Below are 21,128 nucleotides of genomic sequence, written 5' to 3' on the forward strand. Positions count from 1 at the left end.
TTTTCGTTGAGAGATTGTTAATATCGCAGACGAAATCTTCGGATAACCTTTACCTGTGGTTTATAGAATCCACGCTATTTTTTCGTACAGTAAAAGGGAAGGGAATACTTGCAAAGGGAGGCATCATAATGGACACTGGCAGTCATCTTTTGTTGGGTGTCACACTGGCGGGCTTAGCCCATATCACGCCAGCAGTGGCACATGATCCGGCGCTTGCTCAGGCGCTGATGGTCGCAACGGTCGTGGGTTCTCATGCCCCGGATTTCGACACTGTGGCCAGACTTCGCGGTATTTCTTTTTACATTCGCTTTCACCGGGGAATTACTCATTCGATTCCCGCCTTGTTTCTGTGGCCCCTCATCATCAGTCTTCCTCTTGCCTGGGGGTTTGGTCTCATGGGGCAGTTTGGAATTTTGTACGGATGGACGCTGTTGGCTGTTGTGCTGCATGTTTTTCTCGATATGCTAAACGCCTATGGAGTTCAATGTATTCGACCTATTACCAAGCGCTGGGTGCATTTGGATGTGCTCGCGATTTTTGAGCCACTGGTGTTCGCGGTTCACCTGGCAGCGGCGATATGGTGGATAGCTTTTAACGGAGATCCCACCGTGCTATTTCCGGTAGCATATGGGATGACGCTTGTGTATATTGGCGTGCGTGCTTGGCAGCATCACCGCAACGTCAAGCGGGTAGCAAGGGCATTGGAAACAAGCGGCATATCCCATGTTTTCCCGAGCATACATCCTTTTCACTGGCGATTCGTCATAGAGACGGAGAAACTGTTTTACACAGGGAGAATCGAGTATGCACGCGTGATACTGGAGGATGTGTATCCAAAGCAGCAGCGTGATGCAATCATTCAGGCTACTGTCGGTGTAGACGGGGTTCGTGCTTTTCTCGGATTTGCTCAACGAATCCACGTCACGTGGAAGGAGATTGCTGATGGTTATGAAGTCACATGGAGCGATGTGCGCTTTTGGTACAACCGCAAGCTGCCATTTGGCGTAGATGTTGTCTTGGATCGTGATTTGAACGTCGTTGATCATCGGTTGGGTTGGCGAAAAAAAGCGTGGGACCCGCCGTTTGTATAAAAGGATTGTAGATAAGCCCCGTCAGTAAATCTGGCGGGGTTTTACTGTTTTTTACAAAAGTAGCTAGGCAATATCCTGAAAGAATGATACACTGAAAAAAACTAAACGTTCGATGGTGATAGAATGAATGGGTTATATTCGATCAAAGTAGAATGGTCTCCTGCGTATGAATGTATCATTAGCCTCTACACTTACATTTACGAAAAGGAGCGCAAGCATTATTTGCTTGGTACGGCTTGGAAAGAGGAGACAAAACAAATGCTCCCGGCTTCTTTTGCAGATGAACTCGCAGATGAACGCTGGGAAGTACTCCACCGTTTGGTGCTGCTTGTAGCGCAATCACCGCAGACCCAATCCGTTGAAGAATTTCTTGGGTGGCTGGAAAGCATCCCGCCCGGTGAAATTTATGAGCGCCTCGCGCCATGGGTGGAGACAATCCCGCTGAACCTGGGGGAAATCCGTGATCGCAGTCTATCGTTGCTTACCCGATGGAATGAGCATTATTTTTCGAAAGTGGACCCACGCATTTTGGAGAATCTGCAACGAAGCGCCGATGAGCTGACAGTCCGCGCCAAAGAAACGCCTCCCATCGATTTGGTCGATCATGTTACGAATGGTATCTGGATTGAGCCGATGGAAGATTTGCGAGAGGTTGTACTCATCCCGCAATATCATTGTGCCCATTCTTCTGTTCTCGACTTTTATCGGGGGCTTGCCACTTGCATGTACCCTGTCAAAGATGCCGCAACGACCAAACCACAGCCGCTCCTGGAGCTGTTGTCTATCACACAGTGCCTAGCGGATGCGAAGCGCCTGCAAATCTTGCACTGCCTGGCAAAAAAGACGTGCACGCTCGGGGAACTACAGAAGCAAGTATCCTTAGCAAAAAGCACCGTCCATCATCATGTGACGGCGTTGCGCAGAGCGGGGCTGATTCGTGCTCACTACACAGGAAGTACGACGATTTCCTACTACAGTCTGCGAGAAGCCTTCGTCGAGCGTCTCCCGGTCTTACTGCGTTCCTTCTTCCATGGACCAGAGTAATTTTGCTTATGGAAATGGCATGATTTTGTTGAGAGGGTAGGTTAATCAGTATGAGCAAAATGAGGCAAGTGTGGGAGGCGTATCACCCGATTGTTCATCTGTTGATGGCAGGGACGGTGTTCGTTCAGCTCACCCAATCGATGAGTATTCCTTTTCTGGCCATCTATCTCGGTGAAACGACGAAGCTCTCTCACGCCTATATTGGACTGATTATCGGGGCAGGTCCTTTGGCTGGAACAGTAGGGGGATTTGTTGGCGGGATTCTCTCGGATTTGTTTGGCAGACAAAAGCTGATGTTTTTTTCCTTGCTTGCTATGGCGTGCTCGATTATCGGATTCATCACGGTGGCTCATCCGATCGGTTTGCTGGTAATCAGCATGGTTATGGGCTTGGCGGCTTCGATTTTTGCGACGGTTTCAAAAGCGCTGATGGGTGACTTGACTCCCGAGCACAAACGTTTTCGTGTGTTCTCGAATCGCTATCTTGCGAACAATCTAGGTTTCGCGATTGGTCCTATGCTCGGTGCTTTTTTGGGGATTTCCGGCAGCAATCTGGCGTTTTTTCTGACGGCGGTATCCTTGGTGAGCTTTGCCGTCATTTTAGTAGTGGCATGTCGGAGATGTGGCGTCACTGATGAGGGTGGGGGGAACGGAGAGGTAGAGCGAGCCAGTTTGGGTGAGATCTGGCAAGTGCTCAGAAGGGATGTCGTTCTTCTTACCTTTGTCACAGGCGGAGTCTTGTTAGTGACGGTGTACGGTCAGATGTCTGTTACGCTCTCCCAATACTTGCGGGAAAACTTTTCGGAGGGAGTCGCCTTGTTTGGAACCTTGATGAGCGTCAACGGATTTACCGTCTTGCTTTTGCAAATTCCAGTGACGAGACTGGTTGAGCGTTATTCCTTGTTTGCACGGATAGCAGGTGGCGCTGTATTGATGGCCATAGGAGAAGTGGGCTTTGCTTTTTCGCCAGATTGGGCTTGGTTTATTACAGCGATGGTCGTATTTACGCTAGGGGAAATCTTGATTGTACCGGCGGAGTATGCGCAAATCGACGAGATCAGTCCCGCGAATATGAGAGGGACTTACTATGGAGCACAAAGCGCAACGATGCTGGGTAGCTTCCTCGGACCATGGGCAGGTGGTATGGTGCTCACCGCATATGGTGGCCCCGTGATGTTTTCGGTCATGGCAGTATTGGCGCTGGTCAGCTTGATCTTTTATTGGCTGGGACGCAGGCTGCATGAAAAGCGGAAGCAGCCTAGAAATGCAATTGTAGAGACAGCCATGTAGCTTCTTGCCGATTGATTGCGAGTACCGTATAATGGAAAGTATCTTTTTCAAAAGGGGACGTTTTGATGTCGGTGTGTGTTCTTAACTAAGCAACTGGATAGGGTACTCCCAGAATTATTTTAGCAAAAACCACATTTCATGTCGGCTTATTTGCTATGGAAAAAGGGAGGCCTTGATTAGTTAAGAACTTACGGTCATCCATCTACCCATTTGCTCGACTACGGGAACCGTGCTCTTACGCACGGTTTTTTTGCGTGACTATCCACGCGCACGTAGCGAACGTATGCCCTCAAGGCGGAGATGAACGAATGTTCATGCTCTGCCTTTTTGCGTGCATCAATGGGTCTATCCCTTTTGAAAAGAGGTATTCTACATGAAAAATTATATCGAAGACACCTATAAACAAGTGCGTTTACAAGAAGGACAACGAGTGATCGAACAATTTCTGCTCGCATGTTATTTTCATCCGGGTTTGCCTACGAAAGAGCTGGCGAGAAAGGTATTCTTGCCTGTACCTGTGGCGACTGCGATCAAAAAAGAGCTGATCAAGGCAGGTGCCATACAGCAGGGGAACGGGGTGAGATGTACCGCAGAAGGGGAGGCGTTCATTGAGCAAAAGCTAGGGTATAGTGGGCTGGATCGTGAGCTGTACGAGAAGCTGATGAGAGACGACGAAGCCTGGAAAACCGAGCTGGCTGACTTGCAAGCGGAGATGGAGACGATTTTTGCTGAGCGTCCGCAAGTCGATGTACAGATCGATCAGTCCAAATGCACAGTCGAGACGAGCTTGCGCAGGGCAATCTTATGTTTACGGCATCAGAGCTTGGTGGGCAAAAAAATATTATGTGTCGGGGATGATGATTTGGTCAGCATCTCGCTCGGACTTTTGCTCAAGCGCTTGTTTCCAGGGAAGCAACAACGTCCAGAGCAAATTGACGTAGTCGATATCGATGAACGCTTTCTCCAGTACATTACGGATGTGTCCAGGCAAAAAGCACTGTCCGTAGCCTGCTATCAGGCTGATTTACGGCAGCCGCTGCCGAAGAAGTTGCAGGGTGGGTACGATTGCTTTTTCACCGATCCACCTTACACGCTGCAAGGAATGGCACTGTTTTTATCCCGCGGAATCAGTGGGCTGCAAAAGCAAAAAGGACTGTCCATCTTCTTGTCCTTTGCGCATAAATCGCCTGATTTCACGCTGAATATGCAACGGGAGTTCGTGATGGCAGGCTTGACTGTACGAGAGGTGCTCAGTCATTTCAATGAATATGAAGCGGCGCAAATGATTGGAAACAAGGGACAGATGATCGTGCTCACCACCACAGAGCTAACAGCTCCGACGATCAAGCATCCATTTCTGGAGTCGCTGTACACAGGCGAAGAGACTCCTTCCAAGCGTGAGTATCAATGCAAGCGTTGCAAAAGATCGATCCAGGTAGGGGCGCAGGCAAAAATAGTGACGATAGAGCAATTGAAAAAACGTGGATGCCCTCGTTGCAAGCACCAGAGCTTTGAGCTGGTGTCCCGCCGAAGAGCACAAGACTGATTGTCTGCAAGAGGGCATATGGTAGTGGTGGAGGGGAGGGAGAATAAGAGAAGATGGCTTACGAAAAAGCGTTTGCTTTATTGCGGATCGGGACAGGAATCTTGTTTTTCATCCATGGCATAGCCAAGCTGCAAAAAGGGATGGCTAATGTTGTGATGACGTTTGGTGATCTCGGCTTGCCGGGGTGGCTGGCGTATCTGGTGATGATCGTAGAAGTGATCGGCGGTCTCGCGCTGATCATCGGAATCGGGGCGAGATACGCTTCCTGGGGATTAGCTGCGATCATGGCAGGAGCGATTGTGACAGTGAAATGGGCGAAAGGGTTTGTGGGCGGTTATGAGCTGAATTTGATCCTGATGCTTGTCACGATTTGTGTGGGTCTAAAAAGGTAAAAAAGAGATCCGGCTGAAGCGGTAAGCGGTCAGCTGGATCTCTTTTTTTAAACAAACAGCTCGTAATACTCAGGAGAAACGTTATCTAAAAATGGACTTTTTTCACCCGAATAGTAAAGGTGCAGCTCGTGCATGGCACGTGTACATGCTGTGTAAAAAAGCTTGCGCTCACTTTCTTCGCCATAGCATGTGGCAGAAGCATCATAAAGGATGACGGCATCGAACTCGACCCCTTTTGCCAAATAAGAGGGAATGATCAAGATTCCTTTCTCAAAGGAAAGAGTAGCGGGCTTGATCAAGCGAATCGGCAATCTCTCTTGCAAAGCGTCATGAACGACGTGGGCTTCCTCTAGCGTTTTGGTGATAACAGCGATCGTCTGATGACCACGATCAGCGAGCTCACGTATGCGTGCTTCGATTTGATCGGCATGAGCTTGAGGTGATGTCACTTTGGTTAGAGTTGGCAAGCGACCGTCGCGCATAAAAGGCTCAATCATATCCCCGTTTCGCAAAAGTTGTCGTGTAAACAAGACGATGGGATAGGTGGAGCGGTAGCTTTTGGTCAGGACGAAGGTCTCCGTCTCTTCAGGCTCAAACAGGGAAGCGACAGCCTCAAAGCTATTCTGCTGATACGCATGGGCGTAAATCGCCTGATTCCAGTCTCCCAGCACCGTCATTTTGGCACGGGGAAACAAGCTCTTGATGAGAGCGAACTGAAAGGCCGAGTAGTCTTGGGCTTCATCGAGAAAGACATGACGGACGAGGTTGTTCGTCTGCTTGCCCTCCAAACGTTCCTGCAAATACAAATAAGGAGGGATGTCTTCACATGCCAAATATTGTTGTTCTAAACGCTCTGCTGTCTGTTCGCACACTGCGGGCCAATTGTCCAATACTTCGTGTTGGAGAGTGGTTGGCGCAAGCGTCCCGAGCAAGTCAGGTGACAAGAAGAGCTGGCGGTAAATCGCGCGCGTATCAATAAATTGAAGTTCCCGGATAAAATCGCGCAGTGGCTGAAACTGCTTTTTGACGATCCAGTTGGCTAAGAGCTCCTGCTCGCGTTCGAAGTCATCGAAGGTATCCTCTCGAAACTGCTTTTTGCGGCGCAGCGATTGATAGGCAGCTACATAAGCGTCTCGGTCAAGCAGCTCCATTTCATTTTCTACCCATGGTTTTGATCGTTCGCGCTGTTCCAGTTTTTTCAGCTCTGTCAGCAGTGATTTCGCAACGAGTACCATTCGGTTGGGGATCGGCAGACTCGTATCGAGAGCATAAAACAGCTCATGGATGTGAGCCGCACTGATTAGCGTCTGATTTCTAAATGGAACGGGGCGAAATATGATACCAGATTGTTTCAGGCTATTCGCGTATTCATCCATGGCCTGCAAAAACAAGGCGCTTGATTTGAAACGGATTCCTTGCAGTCGCGCCTCGTATCCAGGCTGATCATTTGCTGTCAGTACATACTCCATCTGTTCAAGCGGGTTTTCCAGGCGAAAGTCGTCACCGAGACGATGCTCCGCGTATTCCTGAAAAGTCGTTTGCTGCATATTTTCCTCGCCAAGCTCAGGAAGAACGGTGGAGACGTAGCTGTTAAACAAAGAGTTTGGCGAGAACAAGACGATTTGCTCCGCGGTCAATGTCTTGCGATAACGGTATAACAAATAAGCGATTCGTTGCAGTGCCGCAGACGTTTTTCCGCTACCGGCAGCTCCGGAGACGATGACGAGTCGGCTGCGTTCATTGCGGATGATGCGGTTTTGATCCCGTTGAATCGTGGCCACGATGCTTTTCATCTGGGAGTCAGCCTGTTTGCCGAGTACCTCCTGAAGTAGCTCGTCGCCAATCGTTACGCCCGTATCGAACAGGTGCAGCAATCTGCCGTCGCGAATGATGTATTGTCTTTTGCACGTAATCTCTCCATTTACGCTTCCACTTGGGGTATTGTACTCTGCTGGTCCCGGCGAGTAGTCGTAATACAGACTGGAGATCGGTGCGCGCCAGTCGTAGACGAGAAACTCCTCGTCGTTTTTATCCAGCAAGGAAGCAATGCCGAGATAGATGGATTCTGGCCTCGATTCATGCTTTTCCTGAAAATCAATCCTGCCAAAATAGGGAGAGTGCAACAATCGCTGTAGTGTACGCAACTGATTTTGGGCATGGCGATGGATGCGTTCACGCTCGGAAAGGACTTCCGCTTGCTGCTTGATACTGGCGTAAGTCTCGACAGCTTCGATGGCATCTTCGAAGTTGACTGTCACGTCGTCCCAAAAATGCTTGCGAATTCCGATGATATCCTCGCTCACGACATTCACATGCTCTTTGAGGTCATCTATTCGGTTCTTTATCTCTGAGATGACTTGTTCAACACGTTGTTGTTCGTTTTGCCGATCTTGATCAGTCACGCTCATGGTACCGCTCCTTTTTCGTTCCCCATTTTTGATCTGATGGTTTGACAATCGAAAGTGAATGTGGTACTATTATATTGGAGATAAAATAGATACATATTAACAATTGACCAACAGACCAATTCTCATTGTATCACGTGAAAATTGGCTTTTCAACATGGTGTAGGAAAAATACAAAGTGAAATGACAGGGAACTCCTTTGGGGGTTCCCTTTTTTGTTTTGTTGCGGCTATACTTGTCCGTCAAGCATTCCAGTGAGAGCTACCCATATACGGGTTGTTCCCACCAGTCTATTGAAAAGGAAAAGGATGTCTTCTCACCTGCGTTTGGGACGCGAACGACGAGCGCCATTCCTGGTCCGAGAATCCACTGTCCGCCAGGGGTCGCCTCAACGGTGGAGGACGTCGGAATGATTCGCGTGGCGGTGTGAATGTGATCAGAAAAGGTATCCGCCATACCAGTGCCATGCAAAAGTTGCCCTTGGGCGACGGGACAAGCGGGGAGTTGAACATAACCAGAAGTCACTTGTCGTGAGAGAGTTGTACCTGTGAGAGAGGCGGCTTTACCAAACAAGAAATGTGCTTCTATCGGGTGCGGGGATGGATTGGTGATCATCCAGTGATGGACAAATAAATGAACACCGGAGCGTAATGGATTCGACAAGCTAGCAATCCCGATAGCCCCGTCGCCTACGATCATTTTTTCCGATTGCCCCATGAAGTATTTACATTGATCAGCCATCGACATCGCATACGGAATGTGAACACTCCGACTCAGTTGTTCCGTAGCAGAAGGAGTGGGAAACGGATAGTACCCCATCTGCATGTAGACATCAGGTATTCCTCCATAAAAGTAAGAGGGGCGTGTATAGGAGGGCTTCGTCATGATTTCCTCTCCTTGTGAGTGGGGTAACTGCTAACTCTACAGCATATGGCAATCGTCCATGGAGGGTGTCAGGAAGCCATCAGGACTTGTCAGCGAACACATCGATACCAGCATCAGCGAGGATAGTAACGGCTTCGCGGACTGGAAGTCGAGGCAATCCGAATTCGCGTGTGACAACAACTTCTAACTCGTCGATAGAGCGGAGACGCAGTTTTTGGTCTTCACCGTTTTCGTACAGGATGAACAGGGAATTGTTTTTCAGTGATAAACATCGTTTTTGCGAGAGTTGATACATATGGATACGCAGGCATGTTAAGAAAGTAGCATCAGGCTGAAAGGATCGGGCGATGGCTGGTGCTAGATCGGAAAGCTCACGTTTTTGTGTCGGATCGAAGTGCCAGCTATCGTTTACCAACAGTTGATGTCGCATGCGACGAAAACGATAACGGTGTGGATCGGCAGGATCAGGCGCAATCAGGACTGATTCGTAGCCAAAGGAAGATTGGTAGAGAGGATCAGATGTAAAAGGGACAGGCTGAAATAAGGGGGCCGCTGCCGCAATGTCCACATACAGTGGATAAGAAGATTCCAAAAGATCTGTAATTATTATTGCCGCGTGTTCGTCAGCGAGCGAGACGAGATAGCCATTAAAACCAAGCAGGTGTAGCAAAGCCAAAAAGCTTGCATTATTGGCATAGCAGGTTCCGCCGAAATTGTGGCGCACAGCATTTTCTATGAAGGCAGAAGGAGTAGGAACGCAACTGTTTTTGTGAAAGTAGTAAGAGAGGAGTTTGCTCACGTTTTCGTAGGGAAACGTTTGTAAATGAGCACGGCACAATGCGGATAGGTAAGGAAGACTTGCTTCTTCTTGTTTTAATCCGAGCCTGTGCAAATATGTCTTTGCCCAATAGGGAAGAATTTTCATATCTTTTAGCCCCCTAACATTAGTAGTATTTATAGAAAAATTTAGACACCTCATTTTAGCAGGAAAGTGAACGATGTAGAGAAAGGTTGGCGAGTAAAGTAAAAAGGTTGGGAATGAATTCCCAACCTTTTGCAAGCTTTTATCTACGATACGGCTTTCCAAGCATGAATCGCAAGCAGCGCCCATCCAACGAGGAACAAAACTCCGCCAATCGGCGTAATCGCACCGAGAACCTTAATTCCTGTCATCGCCAGCGTGTAGAGACTGCCGGAGAAGATCAAGGTTCCGGCTGCAAAGCACCAGCCTGCCCAGACGAGGCCAGATGAATCCGGGTACCATTTGAGTAACAGGGCAACCAGCACGAGAGCCAGCGCATGTGTCGTCTGATAGGTCACGCCCGTATGGAAAATGCCCAGCGAATAGGCGTCCAGTTTTTCCTTCAGTGCATGTGCTCCGAATGCTCCTAACGCAACCGAAAGAAATCCACTGATACTGCCAAGCATCAAAAACAGCTTCATGAGTGCGTCACTCCTTTTTTCGCATAACCTGTACGATTTGTCTGTTCTCTATTTTAACGTAAAAATCCAAGTTCAAAAAGTCGACTTTTCAGCATCGAGAAAGTGGCGAGAACCTGAAGAAGGAGGAGCGGAGTGTTAGGCATCCTACATGAGCACCGGACTTTGAAGGTGAACGTCACTTTCGATGTCGAATATGCATGCAGAATTACTTCGTGATCAAAAGTCGATTTTTTTGAACAACCGCTAAAGCCCAATTATAATTTGGTGAACACGCCTTGGACTACCGTACAGACCGCTTGTCAACCTCCGACATAGAGTAAAGTATCGCAGTGGCAACGCTTACAGGCTGCTGCGACGGGAGGTGACGTAATATGAACAAATGGATTTCCAACGTTGGAGGTCTCCTCGGTGGTTACGCATTGCTGAAAGCGCCGTTGGAAGGTTCCTTCCTAAGTGGATTGGACCCGCTGGTAGATGGAGTTGGTCTGATTGCTGTGGTCGTATTCGCGGGAGCTCTTATTTATTCTGGTGTACGCGACTGGTTCAAGGGTTAAGTAGCACGATGAAAAACAAATCAAGGGTGTCTCCGGCCGGGGATGCCTTTTTTCTTCGGAACGATGGCGTCTTTTAGTGCGGTCCCCCATATACATAAAGTAGACCGACGGCAAAAGGGGGAGGCGAAACGATTTGACCAACGACGAGCGAAAAGAACTGGAGCGATCCATTGATGAAATTACCGAGATCGCCAAAGGGTTCAATCTCGATTTTTACCCGATGCGATACGAGATATGCCCGTCTGACATCATTTATACATTTGGCGCGTATGGAATGCCGACACGATTTTCTCATTGGAGTTTTGGGAAGTCCTTCTACAGAATGAAACTGCAATATGACCTGAATCTGAGCAAAATCTACGAGCTCGTCATCAATTCCAATCCTTGTTACGCGTTTCTTTTGGACGGCAATTCCTTGATCCAAAACAAGCTCATTGTGGCTCACGTCCTTGCTCACTGCGACTTTTTCAAAAACAATGTGCGCTTCTCCAACACGAATCGGGATATGGTCGAGAGCATGGCGGCCAGCGGAGAGCGAATTCGCCAGTATGAGATCGAGTACGGCAAGGATGCTGTCGAGAATTTACTCGATGCGAGCTTGGCAATTCAAGAGCATATCGATCCGAGCTTGCTGCGTCCAAAGCTGCGTTGGAAACGAGAGCCCGAGGAAGCTAACAAAAAGACGAAGAAAGAACGACAATCCCCATATGACGATCTCTGGGGATTGGACCGCAAAGCAAAAGAGGAAGCCGAGCCGGTAAAAGCACCGCGCAAATTCCCGCCGGAGCCGGAAAAAGACCTGTTGCTCTTCATTATGGAATACAGCAATATCCTGGACGATTGGCAACGGGATGTGCTGACGATCATTCGGGATGAGATGCTGTATTTCTGGCCGCAGATGGAAACGAAGATCATGAACGAAGGGTGGGCCACCTACTGGCACATGCGCATCCTGCGGGAAATGGAGCTGACAGAATCGGAGACGATCGAGTTTGCCAAGCTGCATTCCTCTGTCATCCAGCCTTCGACGACGAGCATTAATCCGTATCATTTGGGTCTGAAAATTTTGGAGGACATCGAAAAACGCTGGGATAATCCGACCAAGGAAGAGCAGGAGCGCTTCGGACGCAAGCCAGGAGAGGGACGCGCGAAAATTTTCGAGGTGCGCGAGCTGGAGTCCGACATCAGCTTCATACGCAACTTCCTGACCAAGGACCTCGTCAGTGATCTGGATTTATATATGTTCGGCAAGCAGGGCAACGACTGGGTTGTTGCGGAAAAGCAGTGGGAACAGGTACGCGATGGTCTTGCGGGCACACGGGTTAACGGGGGATTCCCTTATGTACTCGTGCACGATGGGGATTACTTACGCTCCGGCGAGATGTACTTGAAGCATCATTTTGAAGGGCTGGAGCTGGATGTCAAATACGTAGAAAAAACATTGCCTTACATCTATACCTTGTGGGGGAAATCCGTTCACCTGGAATCGATGGTGGAGGATCGACAAGTGTTGTTTACGTACGACGGTAAGAAAGTGCACCGCCGCTTTTTATAGGGAAAAAAGGCCGCATGCCCGGTGGAAGCTGACCGAGCGTGCGGCTTTTTCTACGTGTCCGAACTAGGACAACTGATCCGTAATCCCGATGTGGCTGCTGATCCCGCCATCCATGGTGATGCTCGCTCCGTTGATGTACCCGCTATGTGGTCCGACGAGATGATAAATCATCTGGGCGATTTCCATCGGCTGAGCTACGCGTTTCACCGGGCTTTTGGCGATGACCCGATTCATGTAATCCGAAATATCCTCCGGCCGTACGCCCATCGCCGTATCCACATATCCCGGACAGATGGCGTTGCAAGTAATCCCGTGCTCTCCCCATTCGGCAGCGATTGTTTTCGTATAGCCGATCATGCCGTGTTTGGAAGCGACGTAGGTGGATGAATGTGCAGAGCCTAGCAAGCCCTGAATGGAAGCGATGTTTACGATCCGCCCGTAGTTCCTTTCTTTCATCTTGGGCAACAGGTTTCTGCAAAATAGGAACACACTCTTCAGGTTGGTATTCATGATCCAATCCCATTCCTCATCGGAGACTTCGTCGACTCGGTGGAATGGACCGCCTACTCCTGCATTATTGACCAAGATGGTGACATTCCCAAAATGAGCTTCCACAAGCTGGATGGCTTCTTCAACTTGCCCTCGTTGGCCGACATCACAGCGAATGGGCAAGGCTTGACCGCCTGTCTGCTTGATTTCTTTGGCGACTAACTGTGCCTTTTCTTCTTGTACATCAAGAACAGCGACATGGACCCCATGCTGAGCCAAAAGCTTTGCTGCTGCGGCCCCGATCCCATTGCCTGCTCCTGTGATCATTGCTACTTGCTGCATTTGTAAACGCTCCTTATTCATCTGTTATTTAGAGAATGCCTGTAGGAGGAAGGATTTTGACTTCATCGATTCGAACGTGGAGGGGACGGGAGGCGATATCTAACACGGTATCTGCCACATCTTTTGGTACGAGCATCGCACTCGGATCAAAAAAATGCCGGTCCTCCGTCATGTTTGTATGAACGGCACCGGGAAAAATGGTAGAGACCCTCACATTGTCGTTTTTCCACTCTTCATTGCAAATTTGGGAAAAGCCTTGGACGGCAAATTTCGAAGCACCATAAACGCCGTTGTCCGCAATCGGAATATATCCTGAGACACTAGAGATATTGATGATTCGGCCTCCGTGAGCTTTCATTACCTTGTATCCTTCACGGCTGCAAAGAAAGAGTCCGGTTACATTGGTGCGGAAAACATTCTCCCATTCTTCCAAGCTTGTTTGTTCAACAGGCTTAAACACGCCGACTCCTGCATTGTTGACGAGGACATCTAGACGCCCGTATAACCTTTGTACATGGGCAAACAGAGCAAGGACACTTTGCTCGTCTGTCACGTCTAGCTGTATATTCGTCACACTTCCCGGTTCAGCGTGTGCGATTTCGTTGGGAGGAGGCGCGGATCGAGAGGTTGCCCAAACAATTGCTCCTTCTTTTGCCAGAACATTTGCCATTTCAAGACCTAATCCCCGACTGGCTCCTGTGATGACTACGACTTTATTCAGTAGTTTCATGTGTACCTCCAGATGTGAAACGTGCATTCCAAGAATTGGGTTCATGCATGGGATTTTAATGGTACAAAAATTTGTTTTTCCCAACAAGCGCCTTAGGAATGAATTTCAGTAAAAGTAGTAGGAATTTGTTGGGCAGGAACTAGGTATTTGATCGTGGAAAGCTTTGTTAGTAAACCTATTTCCCCCCTGGGAGGCTCATTCTATGGAAAAGCATGCGGCTGTTATCGGATCAGGTGTTATGGGACATGGAATCGCGCAGCTATACGCATTGGCTGGATTTCGTGTTTCTCTTTACGATTTGCAGGAAGCGTTTTTGATGAAAGCGAGAGCTAGCATCGAGCACAGCCTTTCCCTTCTGGTTGCAGAGGGAGTGATTGCAGAACAATCTAGAGTAGCAGCGCTAGAGCAAATCGTCCTGACCACGGATTTGCGAGCGGCAGTATCTGATGCAGAAGTCATCACAGAAGCGGTACCAGAAGTCATCGAGCTGAAGTGGGAGCTGTTTGAAAAGCTGGAGCAATACGCGAGGCCAGATGCGATTATTGCTTCCAATACGTCTACGTTTTCGATTGCGCGACTGATCGAAAAAGCTACTACGCCACAACGCTTTATCATTACACATTTTTTCAATCCAGCCCAATTGGTTCCGTTGGTCGAGGTAGTCAGGCACGAGAAGACCGCGCAGGAAGTGGTTCACAAGACGATGCAGTTGATGGAAGAGATCGGGAAGTCCCCAGTTTTGCTGAAAAAGGATGTACCGGGCTTTATCGCCAATCGTCTGCAAACGGCCTTGATGAGAGAAGCTTTTCATTTGCTCGCAGAAGGTGTGGCAGATGCAGCCCAGATCGATACGGTGATGAAGGATGGCATTGGCTATCGTTGGGCTTTTGTCGGACCTATTGAGACGGCCGATTTTGGTGGACTCGATACGTGGAAGCGTGTGATGGATAACCTGGCGCCAGAGCTGGATTCCTCGACAAAAGCCCCCGCCATCATTGAGGAACGAGTAGCAGAAGGCAAGCTTGGCACCAAGACCGGAGCAGGTATTTACTCGTATCAGGATACGTCTGTCTCAGAAAAGCTTCGTGTACGTGACGAACAGTTCATTCGCTTGGGGAAAATGAGGGCAATGATCAATAAATTTCGCTACTAAATAGTCAGCCAATACCGACCGTCCTGTCTGTCATACATAAGCAGGGCGGTTTTTCTATGGCCTCAGGGTCCGCTTTTTCTATACCTATGACAGTTCTGTATATTTTTTTACTTAATGAACCTTCCTTCGTTACCGATATAAAAAATTAGGACTTCACCAACATGAAACGTTTATCCAAATACAACTTAGAAAGAAGATGAAATGAAGTGAAAGTTAACTTGCGAAATTGGTTTCGAAGCTATCGAACCAAGCTCATCATCACATTTCTCTTGATTCTGTTAGTCCCTTCCCTTGTCGTTGGAAGCCTGGCTTACAATCAAGCGAAACAAGAAATTGACAAACAGATCATGGACAGCGCCAACGAAAACGTCGATTTGGTCAACTCCATCGTCAGCAGTACGTTTGAGGGCAAAAAGAAGGATGCTGACTATTTGGCAAAAGATATCACACCTGGCGTGAAATCAACTGATGTCCAAGAAGAAATCATGCATCATCTGGATATGTATATGGGTATGCATGCGGAAGCGTCCAGTATCAGTGTGGGAACGGTTGACGGACAGTACTTCCGCGCTCCTAGGCAAGAAGTACAGGCAGGGTTTGATCCGCGGACGAGAGACTGGTACAAAAGAGCGATGGAAAACAAGGGGACTGTCGTCGTAACGGAGCCATATATTTCGGCGGTATCCGGCGAGGTTTTAGTAGCGGTAGCGAGAACGACGGAGGATGGCGCAGGGGTTATCTGCATTACCGTCGGGATTGAACAGATCAAACAACTGGCAAACTCAGTCAGCATCGGTTCCGATGGAGATGTCATCGTAGTGGACAGCAATAAGAAGTATGTCGTCCATCCGGAAAATCAGGCAGGAACGCTGGCACAAGAGAGTTTTTACGACAATATGTACCAAGGGGAAACAGGTCAATTCCAATACGAGGAGCAAAGCATCCCGAAACAGATTTACTATGTGACGAATCCGGCTACAGGCTGGAAAATTGCCGGGTCGATGTACCTGTCAGAGATTGAGGATGCTGCACAGCCGATTTTCGCACAAACGTTTTGGACGATCACGATCTGCTTGCTGCTGGGAGGACTCATTGTAGCAGCTGTACTGCGTTCCCTTCTCCAGTCCATTCAGGAAGTGAAGGTACACGCGGTCAGAGTGAGCCAAGGTATTTTGACTGACCCGATTAAAGTGCGGTCAACTGACGAAATCGGTGAGCTTGGTCATGCGTTTAACACGATGCAGGATAACCTTCGTGCGCTCATTTCCGATGTTGAGGCCAGGGCAGAGCAAGTAGCGGCGTCTTCGGAGCAATTAACTGCGAGTGCGCAGCAGACGAGCATTGCAACCGAGCATGTAACGACTTCTGTTCAGGACGTAGCTGGCAGCGCGGAACAACAAACGAGCGGAATCGACCAAAATGTTCGTTCATTGCAGGACATTTCGGAAGGGGTCACACGGATTGTAGAGAGTGTTAATGTGTTGTCAGATACTGCTCAGCAAACAACGGTTCAGGCAGAAGAAGGAGGCAACTTTGTCGCTCAAGTCATGGGTCAAATGAAGTCGATTCATGAATCGGTAGAACAGTCGGACCGCATGACCAAATCACTCTATGATCGTTCGAAAGAAATCGGCACGATCTCGGATGTCATCAGTGGAATTGCCCAGCAGACGAATTTGCTCGCATTGAATGCAGCGATTGAGGCGGCGCGGGCTGGTGAGCATGGTAAAGGCTTTGCAGTTGTTGCTACAGAGGTGCGCCTGTTGGCTGAGCAATCACAATTGTCGGCCAAGCAAATTTCTGAATTGATCACAGAGATTCAACGGGAAACCAAGCAATCCGTCGACAATATGGAAAAAGTCAGACTGGATGTTGCAGCAGGTTTGAACGTTTCCGAGGAGACGATTCACAAGTTTGAAGGCATCATGGAGAGCACCAGACTGACCAATCCACATATCGCAGAGGTTTCCATGATCGCACAGCAAATCTTGGCTGCTGTTCAGGAAGTAACCGCGACAGCCAATGTGCTCGTCACCATTGCGAAAAGCAATGCCGAAACAGCCGAGGAAGTAGCAGCCTCTACCGAAGAGCAGCTCGCCTCCATGCAAGAGATCTCAACCTCCGCTCAATCCTTGTCGTCATTGGCGGAAGAGCTGAAAGTTTTGATCAATAAGTTTACCTATTAACCTGCGTCTTTACACAAACGAAGCGCCCTGTCTCCAGGCATACGAGCAGGGCGCTTTGCCATATAGATGTGATAACATATGGGCAATACAAGCGATATGGAATGAGGAGATGTGAACGATGAACACGATGATCAGAATAGAACAGGTAGATGATTATTCCGTTACTGAACAAGTCGTAAAAAGTGCATTCGCGAATGCAGAGTTCACCGATCACAAAGAACATGAATTGGTGTCTCGCATCAGAAAATCGGATGCATTTATCCCCACGTTATCTCTCGTCGCGATTGATGAAGAGAATCAAGCGATCTTGGGACATATTCTTTTTTCAAAAGTACACATCTGCAATGACAATCAGAGCATAGAGTCACTTGCACTTGCTCCAGTGTCTGTCTTGCCCGATTACCAAAGCAAAGGCATAGGAAAGAAATTAATTCTCGAAGCCCTCCAAAAAGCCAAAGAACTGGGATACCAATCTGTTGTTGTCCTCGGCCATCCCGAATATTACCCGAAGTTTGGCTTCCAAAAAGCATCCCGATGGGGAATAAAAGCACCTTTCGACGTACCGGATGAAGTATTTATGGCTTTGGAGCTGCAAGAAAATGCCTTGGCTCATATCTCGGGCGTTGTTGAATACCCCAGTGCTTTTTTTGAATAGGTAGGATTGTTAATGAAAAGAACCGCAGTAGATCGTTGAAGCCATCTACTGTGTTTCTTTATTCCTAGTTATGGTAATATGAAGTGCCTACCAATTCGTGAAAAAAACGGAATCGTATGTCGGAGGGGAAAAGGAAACAATGGAACTCAGGCGAAACGAATCGATCGTACAAGAGAATATAGCGGCAAACCTATTCAGAGGAATGGAAGGAGTAGGTGGGAAGTTAACGATTACGAGTGAAAGACTCTATTTTCAACCACACAGTTTCAATATTCAAACACAACCTCTCGAATTAAGCTTGAATGATATTGCGGCAGTTGAAAAGCGGAATACGCTATTCGTGATCCCAAACGGAATGAAGATCAAGCTGCATAACGGGCAAGAGCATAAATTTGTTGTATGGAAGCGAGCGGAGATCATCGGAAGGATTCAGGATACAAAGATGAAGCAAAAAATGACGGTGATTATTAAGACGAGGTAAGCGATCCGCTCCATGAAAAACGCCCTGTCACACGCAATACTGAGCAGGGCGATTCCCACATCTTACAAGTCCTTTGCAATGTGTGGTTTGCTATAATGACTGGTACCCCCACCGCCTACCAATACTCTTCCACCTTGTCTGAAGATGAGCAATTTCCTAGATCCATTTGAAAGCAGTACAGTTATTTTTGCTCGATTCGCTGTTGCAATATAAATAACGTAACCACTTCTGGAGATTACTGTACGCCAGTTGCGATCGAATTCAGAGCGCAGAACCCGATTGGAATAAACTTGGTTTTCTACGCGTCTCGCCGTGATTCTTTTCTTTTGCATCGAGTCTCAACACCTCCTGTCAAACTATCCTATTCAGGGGGTAGAAAAAGGAATGGACAAGAGTTGTAGGCGATTTTACTATTTTCATTGCAACCAGACAGGAAGCGTTCTATGATAACACCAAGGACGGTAATCATGGTAGTAAGCCGTCAAAGAGGAGTGAGTGACTTATGGCAAAAAGCGCAGCACGCAAGCAACGCGAAAAGCTGGCCCGTGAAGGCAAAAGAAACCCAGAGCTAAACAGAAGCATTTTCGCTTTTGCTGACATGAGACAACGGACGACGAAGACTCGAGCAGAAAAACTGAATCAACAGAAACACAAAAGGTCGTTATCCTACCAAAGTGATGATGGCCTTTTTTATTTGCGTGCGAAGCTTGCTGCAATCGTTTAACATAAAGTCATCCCGTACCAAAGTGAGGCATGACATCATGAATAATACCATTCATCCCGAATGTGCGAGAGCCATTCAACATCTCCTCCAACTGAAGGACCCAAAACGCGAAGACTTTTTGGCGCTGAAAACGTATGGAAATGACCGCTATTCGGCAATGGGCTGGGAGGAGCTACAGACATACATCAATGAAAAGACCGTCATCATCGTCGAGCAGTTTGAAAATGAACAAAATATTATGTCTGCCCTGCGCTGGGTAGCGAGAGGATTGCCGGTTTGGCTAGCGATTCGAAAAGTACGGGCGGATTTTTCTGTGTATGGATACAAGAAGTAGCCGGTCTTTCAAAAAAAATATATGCAAATAATAGAAATAATACTGCGCTAACGAAAAGATAGGTCTATTATTGTCAATATCAGCAATATTGGAGGGAGACATCATGACAGATTACTTACTTAGCTTACTACAAATCATTATGATCAACCTGGTCCTGAGTGGAGACAATGCAGTCGTTATTGCTCTTGCCTGTCGGAACCTGAGTCCAGAGCTACAGAAAAAAGCCACTTTTTGGGGGAGCTTCGGTGCAATTGGACTGCGGATCATCCTTACCTTCATTGCCATCTGGCTGTTGAAAATCCCGTTTGTCCAAGTCGTTGGAGGACTTTTGCTCATCTGGATTGCGGTCAAGCTGTTAAAAGGTGAAGAGGAGGACAGTCACATTGGTGGGGGAGCGAGTTTTGTTGAGGCACTCAAAACCATTATTTTTGCCGATCTGATTATGAGTCTGGACAATGTCATTGCCGTAGCTGGAGCAGCAAACGGGAACCTGGTTTTGGTCATCATCGGTCTTGCCATCAGCATTCCGCTCATCATTTGGGGAAGTCAGTTGCTGATGAAGCTGATGAACCGTTTTCCCATCATCGTATTGTTGGGGGCGGCTTTGCTCGGATATACAGCAGGAGAAATGATTGTAGGAGACAAAGCAGTTGGCAGCTTCCTGGAGGGGGTAATGCCTTCGTTGCATATGATTTTGCCGGTAGCATTGGCACTTCTGGTGATTGTGATTGGAAACTATTTGAAAAGGAAGGAGAAAAATGTGATAAATAAAGAAGTGACAAATAATCATGCGGAGACACTATAGCTATGGAATATCGCGATTGGTACATTCTCCAAACCTTGTACCAGGAACAAAACATCACGAAAACAGCCGAAAGCTTGTATTTGTCCCAGCCTGCTCTGACCAAACGGCTACGGCAGATTGAAAAAGAGTTTGGCGTACAGATCGTGCAACGGGGGAGTAGAGGCGTTCATTTCACTCCTCAAGGCGAGTATTTGGCCAAATGCGCGGATGAAATGCTCCTCAGACTGCGCAATATCAAGGAGCATGTCTTGAACATGGGAGAAGAGGTCAATGGTACGCTCAGGCTGGGGGTATCCAACTATTTTGCACGGTACAAGCTCCCGATGATCTTGAAAAAGTTCAAGGAAGCCTATCCAAACGTCGAGTACAAGGTGATGACCGGATGGAGCAAAGACGTCTACAAGTCCGTGTATAATCAGGACGTGCACGTAGGCTTCGTCCGGGGAAGCTACAACTGGTCCGACCAAAAGCACTTGCTGTTCGAGGAATCTGTCTATGTCGTTTCCACGGAACCTATTCATATCGACGACCTGCCCACCCTGCCGCGAATCGACTACGAGACCGATCCGATGCTGCAGGCGTTAGTAGACAACTGGTGGACCGAACGATTTTCCCAACCCCCGCTGATCGGCATGGAGGTCGACAAGGCGGATACATGCAGTGAAATGGTAGCAAACGGTTTGGGGTACGCCATCCTTCCACGAGGCGTGCTCAATGGCAAAGACGATCTGCACATGATTGAGCTGACCACAGCAGAAGGGGAGCCGATCAGGCGAAGCACCTGGATGTTTTATCATGCGGACTCAATGGACTTGCAAATGGTCAAGGCATTTGTACGCTTCATGGAGCAGGGTGAGATAACATTTCTCGATTAAGCAAGGAAAAAGGAACTGCTGGGAACTCTCTGATCTTGGAGCCAGCAGTTTTTTTAGTATTCATTCAAGGAATCGCTAACGATAACCATTTTGTATTTTTGCTGCGAGAACAATTGTTTTACACTAGGTGTACCCCCACCCTAGAAGCTT

Annotated in this window: 22 protein-coding genes; 15 read left to right on the plus strand and 7 right to left on the minus strand. The window is 48.1% G+C overall.

The annotated features are described in order from the left end of the window. Positions 1-128 precede the first annotated feature (128 nt). The 5 genes from AB432_RS06360 to AB432_RS06380 all read left to right on the plus strand — a co-directional run bounded on the left by AB432_RS06360 (position 129) and on the right by AB432_RS06380 (position 5,362). Positions 129-1,091, plus strand: coding sequence for a metal-dependent hydrolase (locus AB432_RS06360; protein WP_048031519.1), 963 nt, complete (start codon positions 129-131; stop codon positions 1,089-1,091). Between the two features lie 123 nt (positions 1,092-1,214). After that, positions 1,215-2,135, plus strand: coding sequence for an ArsR/SmtB family transcription factor (locus AB432_RS06365; protein ID WP_048031520.1), 921 nt, complete (start codon positions 1,215-1,217; stop codon positions 2,133-2,135). 50 nt (positions 2,136-2,185) lie between these two features. Then, positions 2,186-3,424 carry an MDR family MFS transporter gene (locus AB432_RS06370; RefSeq protein ID WP_048031521.1) on the plus strand — a complete coding sequence of 413 codons (1,239 nt, stop codon included), beginning with the start codon at positions 2,186-2,188 and terminating at the stop codon, positions 3,422-3,424. A 373-nt stretch (positions 3,425-3,797) separates the two neighbouring features. Next, positions 3,798-4,970 carry a bis-aminopropyl spermidine synthase family protein gene (locus tag AB432_RS06375; RefSeq protein WP_048031522.1) on the plus strand — a complete coding sequence of 391 codons (1,173 nt, stop codon included), beginning with the start codon at positions 3,798-3,800 and terminating at the stop codon, positions 4,968-4,970. Positions 4,971-5,023: 53 nt separating this feature from the next. Then, positions 5,024-5,362 (plus strand): DoxX family protein, encoded by a 339-nt coding sequence (locus AB432_RS06380; protein ID WP_048031523.1) that lies wholly within the window; start codon positions 5,024-5,026, stop codon positions 5,360-5,362. 47 nt (positions 5,363-5,409) lie between these two features. On the opposite strand, the gene helD is transcribed toward AB432_RS06380, so the two are convergent. The 4 genes from helD to AB432_RS06400 form a co-directional block, all read right to left on the minus strand. After that, on the minus strand, positions 5,410-7,770 hold the full coding sequence (helD, locus tag AB432_RS06385; RefSeq protein WP_048031524.1) for an RNA polymerase recycling motor HelD: 2,361 nt from the start codon (positions 7,768-7,770) through the stop codon (positions 5,410-5,412). A gap of 258 nt (positions 7,771-8,028) precedes the next feature. Then, complete coding sequence (locus AB432_RS06390) at positions 8,029-8,652, minus strand: DUF6143 family protein (protein WP_048031525.1); 624 nt, start codon at positions 8,650-8,652, stop codon at positions 8,029-8,031. Between the two features lie 79 nt (positions 8,653-8,731). Continuing rightward, a complete protein-coding gene (locus tag AB432_RS06395; RefSeq protein WP_048031526.1) occupies positions 8,732-9,577 on the minus strand; it encodes an arylamine N-acetyltransferase in 846 nt (281 codons plus the stop codon). Between the two features lie 143 nt (positions 9,578-9,720). Beyond that, entirely contained in the window at positions 9,721-10,095 is a 375-nt protein-coding gene (locus AB432_RS06400; protein ID WP_048031527.1) for a DUF423 domain-containing protein, read from the minus strand. Between the two features lie 371 nt (positions 10,096-10,466). Here AB432_RS06400 and AB432_RS06405 point away from each other — a divergent pair, with 371 nt between their 5' ends. Both AB432_RS06405 and AB432_RS06410 read left to right on the plus strand, forming a co-directional pair. Further along, positions 10,467-10,649, plus strand: coding sequence for a hypothetical protein (locus AB432_RS06405; protein ID WP_048031528.1), 183 nt, complete (start codon positions 10,467-10,469; stop codon positions 10,647-10,649). A gap of 133 nt (positions 10,650-10,782) precedes the next feature. Beyond that, positions 10,783-12,204 carry a SpoVR family protein gene (locus AB432_RS06410; protein WP_048031529.1) on the plus strand — a complete coding sequence of 474 codons (1,422 nt, stop codon included), beginning with the start codon at positions 10,783-10,785 and terminating at the stop codon, positions 12,202-12,204. Positions 12,205-12,267: 63 nt separating this feature from the next. Here the strand turns inward: AB432_RS06410 and AB432_RS06415 are convergent, their stop codons facing one another. Together AB432_RS06415 and AB432_RS06420 are read right to left on the minus strand one after the other, a co-directional pair. Continuing rightward, positions 12,268-13,035, minus strand: coding sequence for an SDR family NAD(P)-dependent oxidoreductase (locus AB432_RS06415; protein ID WP_048031530.1), 768 nt, complete (start codon positions 13,033-13,035; stop codon positions 12,268-12,270). A 28-nt stretch (positions 13,036-13,063) separates the two neighbouring features. After that, the gene (locus AB432_RS06420; protein WP_048031531.1) at positions 13,064-13,765 is read right to left on the minus strand and encodes an SDR family oxidoreductase; all 702 of its coding nucleotides are present in this window, start codon (positions 13,763-13,765) and stop codon (positions 13,064-13,066) included. Between the two features lie 202 nt (positions 13,766-13,967). Between AB432_RS06420 and AB432_RS06425 the strand changes: the two genes are divergently transcribed. The 4 genes from AB432_RS06425 to AB432_RS06440 all read left to right on the plus strand — a co-directional run bounded on the left by AB432_RS06425 (position 13,968) and on the right by AB432_RS06440 (position 18,240). Further along, complete coding sequence (locus AB432_RS06425) at positions 13,968-14,918, plus strand: 3-hydroxyacyl-CoA dehydrogenase family protein (RefSeq protein ID WP_048031532.1); 951 nt, start codon at positions 13,968-13,970, stop codon at positions 14,916-14,918. Positions 14,919-15,124: 206 nt separating this feature from the next. Next, positions 15,125-17,104 carry a methyl-accepting chemotaxis protein gene (locus tag AB432_RS06430; RefSeq protein ID WP_048031533.1) on the plus strand — a complete coding sequence of 660 codons (1,980 nt, stop codon included), beginning with the start codon at positions 15,125-15,127 and terminating at the stop codon, positions 17,102-17,104. 118 nt (positions 17,105-17,222) lie between these two features. Further along, complete coding sequence (locus AB432_RS06435; protein ID WP_201265917.1) at positions 17,223-17,759, plus strand: GNAT family N-acetyltransferase; 537 nt, start codon at positions 17,223-17,225, stop codon at positions 17,757-17,759. 139 nt (positions 17,760-17,898) lie between these two features. Continuing rightward, a complete protein-coding gene (locus tag AB432_RS06440; protein ID WP_048035721.1) occupies positions 17,899-18,240 on the plus strand; it encodes a GRAM domain-containing protein in 342 nt (113 codons plus the stop codon). Positions 18,241-18,302: 62 nt separating this feature from the next. Here AB432_RS06440 and AB432_RS06445 read toward each other — a convergent pair whose 3' ends face one another. Continuing rightward, positions 18,303-18,572 (minus strand): hypothetical protein, encoded by a 270-nt coding sequence (locus AB432_RS06445; protein WP_048031534.1) that lies wholly within the window; start codon positions 18,570-18,572, stop codon positions 18,303-18,305. A 170-nt stretch (positions 18,573-18,742) separates the two neighbouring features. Here AB432_RS06445 and AB432_RS06450 point away from each other — a divergent pair, with 170 nt between their 5' ends. From AB432_RS06450 to AB432_RS06465, 4 genes are all read left to right on the plus strand, one after another. Further along, positions 18,743-18,964 (plus strand): hypothetical protein, encoded by a 222-nt coding sequence (locus tag AB432_RS06450; RefSeq protein ID WP_016741710.1) that lies wholly within the window; start codon positions 18,743-18,745, stop codon positions 18,962-18,964. 37 nt (positions 18,965-19,001) lie between these two features. Further along, positions 19,002-19,298: a hypothetical protein gene (locus AB432_RS06455; RefSeq protein ID WP_217366671.1), complete on the plus strand. Its 297-nt coding sequence runs from the start codon at positions 19,002-19,004 to the stop codon at positions 19,296-19,298. A 103-nt stretch (positions 19,299-19,401) separates the two neighbouring features. Continuing rightward, complete coding sequence (locus tag AB432_RS06460) at positions 19,402-20,103, plus strand: TerC family protein (protein WP_048031536.1); 702 nt, start codon at positions 19,402-19,404, stop codon at positions 20,101-20,103. A 2-nt stretch (positions 20,104-20,105) separates the two neighbouring features. Then, positions 20,106-20,978 carry a LysR family transcriptional regulator gene (locus AB432_RS06465; protein WP_048031537.1) on the plus strand — a complete coding sequence of 291 codons (873 nt, stop codon included), beginning with the start codon at positions 20,106-20,108 and terminating at the stop codon, positions 20,976-20,978. Positions 20,979-21,128 lie beyond the last annotated feature (150 nt).

Source organism: Brevibacillus brevis (genome assembly GCF_001039275.2).
GTDB classification, from domain to species: Bacteria; Bacillota; Bacilli; order Brevibacillales; family Brevibacillaceae; genus Brevibacillus; species Brevibacillus brevis_C.

What these genes read in the sequence shown, in the direction of transcription:
- AB432_RS06360 (WP_048031519.1), top strand. Translation starts at nt 129, where the DNA reads ATGGACACTGGCAGTCATCTTTTGTTGGGTGTCACACTGGCGGGCTTA.
- AB432_RS06365 (WP_048031520.1), top strand. Translation starts at nt 1,215, where the DNA reads ATGAATGGGTTATATTCGATCAAAGTAGAATGGTCTCCTGCGTATGAA.
- AB432_RS06370 (WP_048031521.1), top strand. Translation starts at nt 2,186, where the DNA reads ATGAGCAAAATGAGGCAAGTGTGGGAGGCGTATCACCCGATTGTTCAT.
- AB432_RS06375 (WP_048031522.1), top strand. Translation starts at nt 3,798, where the DNA reads ATGAAAAATTATATCGAAGACACCTATAAACAAGTGCGTTTACAAGAA.
- AB432_RS06380 (WP_048031523.1), top strand. Translation starts at nt 5,024, where the DNA reads ATGGCTTACGAAAAAGCGTTTGCTTTATTGCGGATCGGGACAGGAATC.
- helD (WP_048031524.1), bottom strand. Translation starts at nt 7,770, where the DNA reads ATGAGCGTGACTGATCAAGATCGGCAAAACGAACAACAACGTGTTGAA.
- AB432_RS06390 (WP_048031525.1), bottom strand. Translation starts at nt 8,652, where the DNA reads ATGACGAAGCCCTCCTATACACGCCCCTCTTACTTTTATGGAGGAATA.
- AB432_RS06395 (WP_048031526.1), bottom strand. Translation starts at nt 9,577, where the DNA reads ATGAAAATTCTTCCCTATTGGGCAAAGACATATTTGCACAGGCTCGGA.
- AB432_RS06400 (WP_048031527.1), bottom strand. Translation starts at nt 10,095, where the DNA reads ATGAAGCTGTTTTTGATGCTTGGCAGTATCAGTGGATTTCTTTCGGTT.
- AB432_RS06405 (WP_048031528.1), top strand. Translation starts at nt 10,467, where the DNA reads ATGAACAAATGGATTTCCAACGTTGGAGGTCTCCTCGGTGGTTACGCA.
- AB432_RS06415 (WP_048031530.1), bottom strand. Translation starts at nt 13,035, where the DNA reads ATGCAGCAAGTAGCAATGATCACAGGAGCAGGCAATGGGATCGGGGCC.
- AB432_RS06420 (WP_048031531.1), bottom strand. Translation starts at nt 13,765, where the DNA reads ATGAAACTACTGAATAAAGTCGTAGTCATCACAGGAGCCAGTCGGGGA.
- AB432_RS06425 (WP_048031532.1), top strand. Translation starts at nt 13,968, where the DNA reads ATGGAAAAGCATGCGGCTGTTATCGGATCAGGTGTTATGGGACATGGA.
- AB432_RS06435 (WP_201265917.1), top strand. Translation starts at nt 17,223, where the DNA reads ATGAACACGATGATCAGAATAGAACAGGTAGATGATTATTCCGTTACT.
- AB432_RS06440 (WP_048035721.1), top strand. Translation starts at nt 17,899, where the DNA reads ATGGAACTCAGGCGAAACGAATCGATCGTACAAGAGAATATAGCGGCA.
- AB432_RS06445 (WP_048031534.1), bottom strand. Translation starts at nt 18,572, where the DNA reads ATGCAAAAGAAAAGAATCACGGCGAGACGCGTAGAAAACCAAGTTTAT.
- AB432_RS06450 (WP_016741710.1), top strand. Translation starts at nt 18,743, where the DNA reads ATGGCAAAAAGCGCAGCACGCAAGCAACGCGAAAAGCTGGCCCGTGAA.
- AB432_RS06455 (WP_217366671.1), top strand. Translation starts at nt 19,002, where the DNA reads ATGAATAATACCATTCATCCCGAATGTGCGAGAGCCATTCAACATCTC.
- AB432_RS06460 (WP_048031536.1), top strand. Translation starts at nt 19,402, where the DNA reads ATGACAGATTACTTACTTAGCTTACTACAAATCATTATGATCAACCTG.
- AB432_RS06465 (WP_048031537.1), top strand. Translation starts at nt 20,106, where the DNA reads ATGGAATATCGCGATTGGTACATTCTCCAAACCTTGTACCAGGAACAA.